At 52.2% G+C, this 12,633-nt stretch carries 12 protein-coding genes and 1 tRNA gene; 2 read left to right on the top strand and 11 right to left on the bottom strand.

Annotation, left to right across the window (positions count from 1 at the left end):
- Positions 1-165 precede the first annotated feature (165 nt).
- The 7 genes from HRU10_09665 to HRU10_09635 form a co-directional block, all read right to left on the bottom strand.
- The gene (locus HRU10_09665; protein NRA27501.1) at positions 166-1,095 is read right to left on the bottom strand and encodes a tyrosine recombinase XerC; all 930 of its coding nucleotides are present in this window, start codon (positions 1,093-1,095) and stop codon (positions 166-168) included.
- An 11-nt stretch (positions 1,096-1,106) separates the two neighbouring features.
- A tRNA-Cys gene (locus HRU10_09660) sits at positions 1,107-1,180 on the bottom strand.
- 177 nt (positions 1,181-1,357) lie between these two features.
- The gene (locus tag HRU10_09655; protein ID NRA27500.1) at positions 1,358-2,299 is read right to left on the bottom strand and encodes a metallophosphoesterase; all 942 of its coding nucleotides are present in this window, start codon (positions 2,297-2,299) and stop codon (positions 1,358-1,360) included.
- Between the two features lie 17 nt (positions 2,300-2,316).
- A complete protein-coding gene (locus HRU10_09650; protein NRA27499.1) occupies positions 2,317-3,039 on the bottom strand; it encodes a 5'-nucleotidase C-terminal domain-containing protein in 723 nt (240 codons plus the stop codon).
- A gap of 140 nt (positions 3,040-3,179) precedes the next feature.
- The gene (locus tag HRU10_09645) at positions 3,180-4,190 is read right to left on the bottom strand and encodes an NAD(P)-dependent glycerol-3-phosphate dehydrogenase (GenBank protein ID NRA27498.1); all 1,011 of its coding nucleotides are present in this window, start codon (positions 4,188-4,190) and stop codon (positions 3,180-3,182) included.
- Between the two features lie 5 nt (positions 4,191-4,195).
- Entirely contained in the window at positions 4,196-4,801 is a 606-nt protein-coding gene (locus HRU10_09640) for a hypothetical protein (GenBank protein ID NRA27497.1), read from the bottom strand.
- Positions 4,798-5,424, bottom strand: a complete 627-nt coding sequence (locus HRU10_09635; protein NRA27496.1) for a ParA family protein — start codon at positions 5,422-5,424, stop codon at positions 4,798-4,800. Before HRU10_09635 ends, HRU10_09640 begins: the two co-directional genes overlap by 4 nt.
- A 172-nt stretch (positions 5,425-5,596) precedes the next feature.
- Here HRU10_09635 and HRU10_09630 point away from each other — a divergent pair, with 172 nt between their 5' ends.
- Complete coding sequence (locus tag HRU10_09630; GenBank protein ID NRA27495.1) at positions 5,597-6,463, top strand: hypothetical protein; 867 nt, start codon at positions 5,597-5,599, stop codon at positions 6,461-6,463.
- 435 nt (positions 6,464-6,898) lie between these two features.
- Positions 6,899-9,385, top strand: coding sequence for a DEAD/DEAH box helicase (locus HRU10_09625; GenBank protein NRA27494.1), 2,487 nt, complete (start codon positions 6,899-6,901; stop codon positions 9,383-9,385).
- A gap of 59 nt (positions 9,386-9,444) precedes the next feature.
- On the opposite strand, the gene nspC is transcribed toward HRU10_09625, so the two are convergent.
- From nspC to HRU10_09605, 4 genes are all read right to left on the bottom strand, one after another.
- Positions 9,445-10,599, bottom strand: coding sequence for a carboxynorspermidine decarboxylase (gene nspC / locus HRU10_09620; GenBank protein NRA27493.1), 1,155 nt, complete (start codon positions 10,597-10,599; stop codon positions 9,445-9,447).
- Positions 10,578-11,756: a saccharopine dehydrogenase family protein gene (locus HRU10_09615; protein NRA27492.1), complete on the bottom strand. Its 1,179-nt coding sequence runs from the start codon at positions 11,754-11,756 to the stop codon at positions 10,578-10,580. The genes nspC and HRU10_09615 overlap by 22 nt, the downstream gene beginning before the upstream one ends.
- 146 nt (positions 11,757-11,902) lie before the next feature.
- Positions 11,903-12,307 (bottom strand): PIN domain-containing protein, encoded by a 405-nt coding sequence (locus HRU10_09610; protein ID NRA27491.1) that lies wholly within the window; start codon positions 12,305-12,307, stop codon positions 11,903-11,905.
- Positions 12,291-12,566: a hypothetical protein gene (locus tag HRU10_09605; protein ID NRA27490.1), complete on the bottom strand. Its 276-nt coding sequence runs from the start codon at positions 12,564-12,566 to the stop codon at positions 12,291-12,293. The genes HRU10_09610 and HRU10_09605 overlap by 17 nt, the downstream gene beginning before the upstream one ends.
- Between the last annotated feature and the right edge of the window lie 67 nt (positions 12,567-12,633).

Raw genomic sequence — 12,633 nt, 5'->3', positions numbered from 1 at the left:
GAAATCAGGACTTCACATACGAAAACCGCTGGAGGGCGGTGCTTTGTCGCCGCCGGTGGCCTGTTGCTTGGGCGGTCATTCCAATCGATACGCAACCCGCGAGCCGACTGAGCGGCTCAACAACAGAGGCAGTTGGGGCAATCTCCCCGCTGTTTCAATTGCACCCTACTGGGATCGTGGATGAGCCAGTTTATGTGCCTCTTTCAATCGGCTTATCCCCACATGGGTATAAATCTGAGTCGTCGAGAGGCTAGCATGTCCAAGCATTTGCTGCACGAGACGCAGATCCGCTCCGTGATCTAGCAGGTGCGTCGCAAAAGAATGACGCAGTTTGTGCGGTGTAAGATCATGGGGCAAACTCGCTGCCGTCAGATACACCTTTAGCTGCTTCTGAACGGACCTAGGCGATAGCGAGCCACCGCGTTTTCCGTGAAATACTGAATCGTGATAAGAGCGCTTCCCCACAGGCGTATAATGCTCTTTGTAATGTCGATAGAGCCGCATAGCCAAGGAGCCCACGGGACAGATCCGCTCCTTGCGCCCCTTACCCAGAACACGTAATGTCCGGGAAGCTTCATCGACGTGTTCGTGCCGCAACTCACAAAGTTCGCTGATCCGCAGTCCCGCACCATAGAGAAACTCTAAAATCACCGCATCGCGCCAAGCCTCCTCCGGGCCCAGAGCGCCCGCTTTGAGTAAAGCCATCGGGGCGTCTAGCAGCGCATTCATCTGAGCTTCAGTGAGGTGCTGGGGGAGTTTTTTCTCTAGGCGTGGTAAGTTGATGCGTGTAAACGGACTAGAATCGACGACCTGCTCCCGCCGCAAGAATCGATAAAAGGCCTTCAAGCCGTAGACATGCATGTGAACGGTACGGCGAGAGAGACTCCGTTGCATTTCAATCATGTAACTGCGCGCATCAAGTTCCGTTACACTATTCGGCGTATGCTCAGCGTTATCATCACGGGAAAGCCACGTCTCAAAACTGCGGCAAGCATGTAGGTAATTTCGCGTTGTCTTCGGCGACATCTGACGCTCGTGAGCGAGATAAGTTTCAAACTTAGCCATCCACGTAGCCCAATCACCAAAATCGCTCATTAGGAAAAAATTGGAGGCGCGGGCCGGAATCGAACCGGCGATAGAGATTTTGCAGACCTCGGCCTTACCACTTGGCTACCGCGCCGTTATGCAAACAAATGAGCCAGAAAACACCGCGCCACAAGTATATTTTGAACCCGGATTACGCGATAGAGGCGTACAAGGTATAAATTCGCGTTGAGCTCTATTCTCCTGAGCACTCAAGAAAGCTAAGACGAGACTCCAAGTTTCAGAACTCGATCACGACTCGGAAGCGGCAGCCCTATCCCCACGCACCGCGAATGGGGATTCCCTTGTGCTGGGCTAGACGGAAAGGTTTCGACGTGTCGAGCGTAGCCCGCATCGCTCCGAGGCGTATACCTGCCCAACCTTGTTGAGTGATGGCCACCGAAGTCCCTGTATGACTTTGCACCTCGACAGGCTCATCAAGAAATCGATGCGTATGCCCACCCACAATCAGATCGATACCCGGCACTTCACGAGCAAGCATTTTGTCTTCGTGCAGATCGTCACCAAACCCTAGGTGCGATAAACAAATGATAGCATGGCACCCTTCAGCCTCGAGCTCTGCAACCGACTTGCGCGCTGCGGTAACAGGATCACTCCAATTCACTCCCGCAAACAATGCGCTGGGCACCAGGCCCGCCAACTTGACGGTCAGCCCGAAAATACCCACTTTGTAATCACCAAACAACCGGGTTATCCACGGTTTCCAAGCTCCCTCTAAAATCGAACCGGATGCGTCAAGGTTGGCACTAACCAAGGGGAACCGAGCAAACTGTAATGCCTTCGCCAAGCCATCGACGCCAGCATCGAAATCATGGTTTCCCGGAGTGGCACAGTCATACCCGAGCGCAGTCATTGCCTTAATCTCTGGTTCGCCTTTGAAAAAATTGAAATAGGGTGTGCCTTGAAAGATATCACCGGCATCCAATAACAATACGTTAGGGTATCTGTCTCTAAACCTGCGGATCAAAGTCGCGCGACGCGCAACACCACCAAAGCCGGCGTTGCGGCTACCATCATTAGGAAAGGGGTCCAGACGGGAATGCGTATCATTTGTGGAGAGTATTAGCAACTCGCTCGCACCTTGAGGTGGAGCAGGTCGCTGAGCCTGAGCACGAGCAAAAGGCAGGCCGGATGCCACCAAACTAAGCGAGCGCAGCATACGGTTTATAACAAAGCGTCGAGTAATAAGATGCATCAGACTAAATCAATGATTTATTCACCAGCGATCCGAGGTTCAAATTCGGCACTAATAAGCATTCCTCGTTTCCCCAAGTACCCCAAATATTCAAGCAACGCATCGCGCTGATAGAAGGCTGTCGTGATAGCCTCAGCATGATTCCAAAGAGCGGGCATCGGTCCATTTCCACCCGCGAGGTAATCTATGGTAGCTACCTGATATATCTTGGCCGGATCCACCCTAACGCCACCGATGTGTACGGCACTTGCCGCTTCTCCTAAAATCCTGAAACTCAAATTACTGACAGGTTCACCACCCGTCCGCGCAATTTGATGCGCCAACTGAATAACCTCTTCACCCGTTAGCTCCAAAATGACGATCGCGTTATCAAACGGAGAGATTTCATAGACTTCGCCCACAGTGATCGGGCCAGAGCCCATGGAAGTTCTGATCCCCCCATAATTCGTTACCGCGCAATCGACCTCCTCGAACTCCATCCGAACCTTCCAAAGCAATGAATCAGCCACCAGATTATTGAGCCGCGCGGTGGGACGGCCTCTGGACAACGGATAGGAGGTAACGATCAGCTCTTTGCTCATTGCGGCATCAAGTCTCTCGCAATACGGAGCCAAAAGAGCATCCAGATCTTTGTCTGGCATCACACTGTCATTTACAGAAACAAAATCCCCAGCGCATAACAAAGCACTGCTTATAAACATCCAAAGCACAACCAAGACACTATGATGAGCTGTGGACATGAATTTTTTCGAGCCGATAATCATGTCATCTCAACGGCCCAAGGCTGAACCAACAGAGGCTACGCCACCAAGTTTTTCAAAGAGTGTCATACGGTTGGTATGTATTTTGGAGACTGGATAAAAGAGGCCCGTAACCGCAATCAGTGTTCTGCTTTGAGGCTACGCGTCATCAAATCTGTTAGCGCCTGCCGTGCCGGTTTACACTCAAAGAGCACCGCATAAATCTGATTTAGAATCGGCGCAACTAAACCACGCTTCTGACACAACTGATAAAAACAATCGCACGCACGATAGCCTTCCACCACCGAGCCCTGACTGGCCAGAATAGCTTCTGCGGACTCACCGCGCCCAATACGCTTCCCAAATGTGCGGTTACGGCTTTGATCATCTGAACAGGTGGCCATCAAATCACCAAACCCCGCCAGGCCGTAGAGCGTCCGTAAATCAGCACCCATGGCTACCGAGAGCGTCACCATTTCGTTAAGCGCCCGTGTAAGTAACGCTGATGTAGCATTACTTCCCAGATCTAATGAAGCACAGATACCAGCGGAGATCGCATAGATGTTTTTCAGGCAACCCCCGAGCTCGACGCCGAGAATATCGTCACTCAAATAGATCCGCATCGCTGCATTGCTAAGAGCGCATTGGATATCTTCGATCAGCTCACTCGGTCCATGCATCGCCAAGACTAGAGCAGCGGGTTTCCCCGCGGCGATTTCGCTCGCAAAACTCGGCCCCGACAGTATGCCAAAGTCTGAGTAGGGCAAAGCCGCCTGCACGACTCTGGATGGCACGTCCAGGGTTTTCTGCTCCAATCCTTTGGCCAAAGATATGAGCACATGCCCATGCCCCCCTACCCTTAATGCTGGGGAGACACTTAGGCTGTGGCACAAATCCTTTAGTCCCACAGAAGGGCAGCCTAGGAATACCACGTCAGAATTTGCCAAGGCCTGGTCGCTGTCCGCGTCCACGTGTAAATTATCAGGAAGTGAAAAACCGGGTAGACGCGCTTCATTCTGTCGCTGGCTACGCATCAAAGCTGCCTGTTCCTCACGGCGTGGAACAAGTGTTACCACCTGACCAGCACGCGCGAGATGGATAGCTAAAGCAGTTCCCCAGGCCCCTGCTCCGAAAATAGCAAACCGAACCATAACACCTAACCCACGAGCATATATTCGAGCGGGTCAATATCCTTTACCCATCTGTCAGCTCGATAGTCCTCGAACGAAGTCAGGAAAGCATAGAGATTGAACACCCCCATCTCGATTGATGGTTGATGAATCTCATTCAAACCTCGTGCCCGATAATAGCGTTCCCAACGCTTGTAGCTTTTGGACAGAGGGTTGAACTCGAAAACAAATGTCTTAGTCGGCCCGGCTATGAAAAGCTTTGAACGATCAGCAGAGCGATACAAGCGGCGATAGAGCCCTTCAGGAATGATCACTTCATCCTCATAACAAATCTCCGGGAAGGCACCAGGCATATCCTCGACCAGATGACTCAGAACGGCCTCAGCGGTCCACTTTCCTGTGCCAGTGTGGGCATTTAGCTGGCGTGCAGTCGAGGCGCTTAGCGAGATGCTCAAAGTCGAGGATTTGGCCGCAACTTCGGCTCGCTCAATTTTCTTAGATCGTCCACCGGCCGAGACCTTTTTTGCCCCAGCCTTGCTATTCGCTAGGTTCGCTGTAGCAGACGATTCCGCCGGCACACTGTCTTTGAGCGCTTTGAGTTGGTTGAGCAAATCTTTGGAGGTCGATTTCATGAAATTATCTCCAGGGCTAGCTTGAGGACTAATTCTCGATTCTTACCGGTGACCGCCTTGTAGCCATCAATCTGGACATTCTCGAAAGGAGCCGCGAGGGGCAGGCTGTTTTTAAGCGCCGCAATCCCTAAATGCCCGACCAGCTCACGATCCTCCTGCCGCCCAATCCGCGTATTTGCACGCACCTTATTGAAGAGTAACCAAGCAGAAGCCCCATTGCTTTGATGTTCCTTCACCAACTCGACCATAGGCTCGCTTGCACGCACACTGAAGGGGCTCTTTTCAGTCACGACGACCAAACGATCGCTCGTTGCAATGAGTTCCCTCACAGTCGCCAAGTCCCGTTTGTTGTGAAGATCGAGTCGACCCGGCGTATCCACAATCGTAACACGTGGATTGCCACCATCTTCAAGCATGGGGACACCTCCGATTTCCTGTGCCCAGTAAGACACCGTGCCCTGCGGATCGCGGTCGTCGAATGCGATCTCGAACCCTGCCGAATCCAAGGCAGCGCCCAATAGAATGGCCACCGTCGACTTCCCGACCCCGCCCTTCCGATTTAAAATTGTCACACGCACAAGGATACCTTTCAGCTTGAATTTCTTGTTTTGACTGTCCCACATTTCGAGCCTGCGGCAAGGCCTGATTCCAGTAAATCTAAGCTGGCTCAGAACAGAACCAAGGCTTCTCTACTTTTTTACTCGCAGGCCTCACGGTCTTGTCTATTCCGAGCATCGGGTCAGTTGAATATTCTCTGCGACTGTTCCATCGATCGACCCGAAACCTCAATCAGCTATGTCGATCATCACGTTTAACGATGAGGCGATTCAGCCCCTGTCCGGCACCATCCATTCCGAGGATTACTTCCAGTTCCCAGAATATGCTGCCCTCACCCCCGAGGCAGTCTATAAAGTGCTTACCCGCGAAGTCACCGGCGGCATTTTCCGAAACATCCTCAGCCCAGCCGCCTGCGAACAGATTTCTACAAATTTTTGGGATAGCCCATCCCTTCGACAACGCGGTGATGGGGTGCCTGCATATTATGTCGGCACCTATCACTACAAAAAAGACATGGGGATCTATCTCGATGAGGCCGAAAAGACACGCGATGACGTTCGCGCACTTTTTGCCGACACAGAAGACTTCCTGGCTAATTTCCTGGAAGCCATGCGCGCTTTTCTCGCCAAGCGGGGCGTTGAACTTCGTAACGCGCGCCATGCTGGGCGCGCAGCGGGGGAATACCTAATGCGATCTTGGTCGGATTCTGGAAAGTTCGCCCTTGAACCCCATGACGATGGGGCTCAGCTCGATACCCAACTCCAGCGCGGATTCGAGATATCAAGAACCCTAGCCTACACTCCGGTAGCGGTAAATATATGCCTTCAAAATGGAGACGGCGGTGCCCTGCACTACTGGAACTACGAACCAGATAACAATGCTCGACGCGACTTAGGGCTCCTTGGAACAGGCTACCCTTATCCAGTCGATCTCCTTGAGCCATGTGAGCGTACCTCCGTGTCGATCAACCAGGGCGATGTTTACTTCTTCAACGGAGCCAACATCCATGCAGTTGAGGCTCTAGCTACTCAAGAAAGCTATCGGTCCACAATCTCATTTTTGATGGGATTCATCGACGCCGAAACGGTAATCTATTGGACCTGATATCGAAGACAGACTTAACGGATAGAATAGTCTCCGGCTCTCAATATCTCAGTAGGAGGGGCCTAATTGAAACGGCGGGAACATGTCCCAAAATGCCTTTGTTGTAGCCGACAGAGCGGCTCGACGACAACAAGGACACCGAGAGGTAACAGCGAGAGCGAGTAATAGCTCCTCGCTTTTAAGGTGGCCTTTGTCGATCCAGTCCAAACGAAAGCCCAAAGAACTCCCCGTCCCCTCAGTTAAATTCTGTAGAGTGATGGCGACAGCCATTGCTTGACCTGAGCTTTGATCCGCACGAAGGCAATCGCTCTCGCTGATCACCCTACTAAACATCAGTATGCCCTACACTTCTGGTCACACCCCCTATTCAACTTGCTCTGATTCTTCCCTGGATCACTTTATGCTGTAGACGCGTTCTCTTGGAGGTAACTGAAAATGGAGCTGAAAATTCCCGATCTATGGCAACAAAAAGCTTTTCAGTTTCTCAAAGACGGCAAAGACCTCGTCTTGGATGCGCCTACTGGAGCCGGTAAAACTTATATTTTTGAGCTACTTTATCGGGCAGGGCTATCACAACAGGCTGTATACACCGTTCCCACGCGCGCCCTGGCCAACGACAAATACAAAGAGTGGACCGACATGGGCTGGAACGTGGGGATCACGACCGGCGATGTTTCGATCAATACGGAAGCGCCCGTGGTCGTCGCTACATTGGAGACCCAGCGCCAGCGATTGATGCGCGGTGAAGGCCCCGGCCTCCTTGTAATCGACGAATACCAAATGATCGGCGATCGCAGCCGCGGAGTGAATTACGAGGTGGCTATCGCCTTAGCGCCCCCGACCACACAGCTCTTTCTCCTCTCCGGCAGCGTGGCCAATCCCGACAAAGTCGTCCGCTGGCTTCAGCGCATCGGTCGCGAAGCCCGCCTCGTTCAAACCAAGAAGCGGCCCATCCCACTCGACGAAGTATTTTTTGATGCCATTCCCGAGTCCGGCACGCGGGGCGTCCGCGGTTATTGGTGTCGGCGTATAGCCAAAGCATTAGCCAATGATCTCGGACCGATCTTGGTCTTCACCCCACACCGCAAGGCAGCAGAGGACCTCGCACGCGACCTGGCAAATCAGCTTCAATCAGAAGATCCGATCGCCCTTACCCAGGAGCAAAAGAAGCTAGCCGGCTCCACACTATCACGCCTTATCAAATCACGAATCGCCTTCCATCATAGCGGCCTGTCCTACCCCCTGCGTGCCGGCCTGATCGAACCCTTGGCGAAAAATGGCCAACTCCGCGTTGTAGTAGCGACCAATGGACTCGGCGCCGGGATAAATTTCTGCATGCGCTCCGTGGCGATCACTTCTCGCGAATTTCGTGCCGGGGATAGTAACGTGCTGCTCCGGGGCGACGAGCTTCTACAGATGTTTGGACGCGCCGGAAGACGTGGTATGGATGACCGAGGCTATGTCCTCACAGCACCAGGAAAACCACGCCTAACCGAAGCCGCCCCCCTCCACCTGCGTCGACGCAATCAGGTGGATTGGGCCGTGTTCCTCAACATCATGATGGAGGCCTCCAGGCGCAAACAGCCGCCCATGCAAGCGACACAAAAACTCACACAGCGCCTGTTCTCCGACCAGCGCGTGCCATTGGGCCTGAGGGAATTTATTCGCAAAAAGTATCCCTTGCATCCCGACGAGGCGACGCAAGAAGCAGAGATTGCTGCTGAACACCTTGAGCGGCGCTCAGTCATCGAACTGCAAAATACCAAAGGAATCTGGGAACGCCGCCGAGCTCCCATTAAATGCAGGCTCAAAGATACGCTGTTTTGGGATGAAACAAGCTTTGTCCCAGCGCTGGCATCCTCGAAATCACTCTCCGCAGTTAGAGTCGGGATGCCAACCAAGCTCGTCAAAAACGGCAAACGCATCTATGGACGCATCGTACCGATCGCCAATTTTGAGTGCGACCGGGGGCCCGATGCATTGACACTCCACAGCAAGTTTCGCCGATCACTTACCAGCTATTTTAGCCAAACTCGCAAACGCACCATCCATCCACCGCGCCGCTGGACCCTGGAAGACTTTGAACAGCAAATCCTGCCCATCATGCCAGCGCTGACAAATGGCGGCCATGTCGAAAGCTACGATGAGCGTAAAGGAACCTTTTTTGTGACCCTCGATTATAGCGAAGCCTACATCTTTGCCTGGAAGGACAGTGAGGGAAAATTTCTCATTAACCCACCCACGCGTAAACGCATCCATCAATCCCTCGACGAACTGCGCGCGCCCCAACAAAAAGCGAGTGATAGCAACCAGCTGCTTCAAGCCCGCAGCCCTGCGGAGATCTGGTATCAACTGCGCTTGATCGATGGCAAAGGACGTCCCACCCGTCGCGGTGCCATTGCCAGTTTTTTTCAGCATGGAGAAGGCCTGGCCATCGCCGCAGCGTTGGAAGACGACTCCTTTCCGCTCGATGACCTCATTTATGAAATAGCCAACATCCGTGCTGGCCACCGATTCGAGAATGTGGCCAACGCCTCAGACCGCCTCCGCTTTACTTGCCGCGAAGCCTACCGCAGCGCCACCTATGAAGGATACCTCAATAAAGGCCTTCCTTCCGAGTATGGCGACGGAGCAGCCGAGATCATGCGCGAATATATAGCCGGCAATCAGAAGTCCTATGAAGAACGCAGCGACGACCTTTCCAAGGGAGACATAGAGCGGGCATATCTCGAATGGAAAAGCATGCTCTTTCACATTCTATACGCACCCGAATATAAATGGGGGCGCTGGATAGCCTTTCGTGACGCCGTAGAAGCGTTTATCGAGAAATCAGAATTCACGCCGGCAAGCATCGTAGTTCCAGAACTCACCCTTCAGCAAAAGCAACGCGCTTCCATCCTGGAGGAATTGTCGGGTTGGTGAGGCCAAGATAGGCGGGCAACATGCAAAATTTAGAGAGAATAGAATTGTCTATGATAACACTAACCCAGTCGCGTATGGAAGTCGTGGTAGCCGAATTGGCGGACTGGAGTCAGGGTCTGGGTTTTGGGCTCGAAGTGTGCGATGGTGGGTAAGTTGATCCCATTAAAGGTATTCGTCTTGACCATCGTATAGTGGGCCATGTCGGTAAAAATCAGCCGGTCGCCTGGCTTTAGTGGCTCCGGAAAACTCCACTCGCCAAAAACATCACCGGCCAGGCACGTTTGGCCCCCGAGGAGGTAACTATGAGCGTATTCTCCCGGCATGCCAGCACCCACAATCTCAGGCCGATAGGGCATCTCCAACACGTCTGGCAAATGGCACTGCGCAGAACAGTCAAGGATGGCGATGTCTCTTTCGTTATATAGCAAGTCGACCACTTGGGTCACAAAAACACCTGCATTGAGCGCAACAGCCTCACCAGGCTCGAGATAGACGTCGACGTCGTAACGTTGACGAAAATTACGAATTAACCGAATAAGTCGCGCGCGGTCATAGTCACCGCGCGTGATGTGATGGCCTCCGCCAAAATTGACCCAACTCATTTTCGGCAGCCAGTCTCCCCACTTTGCTTCTACCACAGCGAGCGTCGCCTCCAGAGCATCACTATTTTGCTCACAAAGCGTATGGAAATGTAAACCAGTGACCCCATCGAGGTCATCGCCATCCCATTGACTGATAGGGATACCCAATCGGGAAAAACGCGCGCAAGGATTGTAGATGTCAACGGCGCCTTCGCTATGTTCCGGGTTGATACGCAGTCCAATCTCAACGGTGCGAACGTGCGTGAGGATGCGTTCACGATAGCGCCTTAACTGAGCAAACGAATTGAAAATAATGTTATCCGCCACGCCCAAGAGCCCTTCTATGTCTTGATCGCGGTAGGCGGGTGAAAACACACCGACTTCACCACCGAATTCCTCACGCCCTAGCCGTGCTTCGTTAAACGAACTGGCGCATGCACCATCCAAGACATCTTGAAACAGCCCAAAGGTCCGAAAATTGGCAAAGCCCTTGAGCGCCAGTAGAATTTTGCAGCCAGCGGCCTCCTTTACCTCTCGGAGTATCTGCGCATTGCGCCGCAAATCGCCTAAATGCAGAACGAACGACGGCGTTTCCGCCTGTTCGCGGATGGCTACAAGGTCACGGCTTTCCATGGTAGCCCGTGAGTCATAAGTTTTTCCATGAATGGATCGGGATCAAACTGCTCCATATTGAAGACTCCGGCACCAGACCAAGTTCCGGTAGCCACCATCATCGCCCCAATCATCGCCGGCACACCTGTGGTATAGGACACCGCTTGTGACTGCACCTCACGGTAGCACGCAGCATGGTCGCAGATATTGTAGACATACATCTTCTTCGCCTGCCCTTTAGACTCACCTTGAGCCACACAACCAATACATGTGCGTCCCTGAGTCGTTGGACCCAACGAAGCAGGATCCGGCAACAAAGCCTTGAGGAACTGGAGAGGGACAATCTCTTGCCCCTGAAACTGAACAGGGTCGATCCGTGTCATGCCGACGTTTTGGAGCACTTCGAGATGCTTGAGATAGTTATCGGAAAAAGTCATCCAAAAGCGCGCGCGCGCGATGCTGGGGATGTGTTTCACCAGAGACTCTAGCTCCTCGTGATACATAAGATACGTATCGAGCGGACCGATGCCTTCCGGGAAATCAAAACTCTGTTTAACGGACAGCGGTTCGGTCTCCACCCAAGCACCCTTGTTCCAATAGCGGCCTTTAGCCGTGACTTCGCGGATGTTGATCTCCGGATTAAAGTTGGTGGCAAATGCCTGGCCATGATCGCCGGCATTGGCGTCGATGATATCGAGCTCCGTGATGGAATCGAAATGGTGTTTGTTCATCCATGCAGTAAAAACATTCGTCACTCCCGGATCGAAGCCACTTCCGAGTAGCGCGAGCAGACCTTTTTCCTTGAATCGCTCCTGGTAAGCCCACTGCCAATGATACTCAAACTTTGCCGTATCGCGCGGCTCGTAGTTAGCCGTATCAATATAATGCACACCCGTCTCGAGGCAGGCATCCATGATAGTGAGATCCTGATAAGGCAGCGCCACATTGATGAGCAAGTCGGGTTGGACTGTCTCGATCAGCTCAACGAGCTCCGGCACATTATCGGCATCGACTGAGTAAGTATCGATAGGACGATCAATTTGCGCCGCAATCTTCTCACACCGCGATACCGTGCGGCTCGCCAGAGTGATCTTCTCAAAGACCTCCGGAACTTGAGCACATTTGTGTGTTACCACAGCACCGACACCCCCGGCACCGATAATCAAGACATGAGACATGGTTGGAATAATTCGATTGTATGGGAGCCAGAGACGAGGCTTTTTTCAGAATTCCAGAACCACATCTGACGCCAGCAAAAAGGCTCAGGTTTTAAAATCTTGAGACAGCACCGACTCCTGTCATTTCGCCAACCGATCGAAGCAAGCTACTGTTGAAAACTTTCTAGGTTTAGTTCACCTATCCGATCAAAATGAGCGTCGGCTGAGAATAACTTGTGGCCATATTGGACAGTGATAGCAGCAATCCAGATGTCATTCTCGGGAATAGGAGTCCCATTTTCTTCCAACTGCTTACGAAGTCTTCCGTAATGTTGAGCTGTACTCCAATCCACATCCAGTAAAACTGCCGCTTTCATGAACTCTGCCAATTGTTCGAGCTTCTTTTCAGGAGTTGCCGATTTCAAAGCTCCTGTGTAAGGTTCTCCATAAACAGTTACAGGCACGTAGAGTGTTCCAGCTGAACCAAATGAAGCTAAAACCTCGGGATCTCTCTTAAAGCCAGCAATGATAACGCTGGTGTCGAGTATAAGCGGATCACCAGCTTTCAACATCGACTGTGCGGCAAGATTGAACGTTACGCTCCCACTCTTCGGCTTCTTCGATACTAAGAGAGCCGAAGACCCGATCTAATATCGCCTTGCGCTCACGTGAGGTCTCTTCGCGAAGACGATGAACATAATCATAAGCTGCTTCCTGCTTGTCTACCGGAAGCAACTTTATGTCCGCCACAATTTGCTCGATTAACGACATAGCTATTAAAATGGATAAATTCTTGTTTTCGGCAAGACTATTAGCCTCTTTATCAATCACTTTCGGGTAGACGAAACACAATCCTAAGCATTACGATCAATGAGAATCAACTTACAGCTAAATAGCG

This window comes from Opitutales bacterium, from assembly GCA_013215165.1.
GTDB lineage: Bacteria > Verrucomicrobiota > Verrucomicrobiia > Opitutales > JABSRG01 > JABSRG01.
Note: the sequence above shows the minus strand (reverse complement) of the source record. Positions and strands in the feature narration are given on the sequence as shown.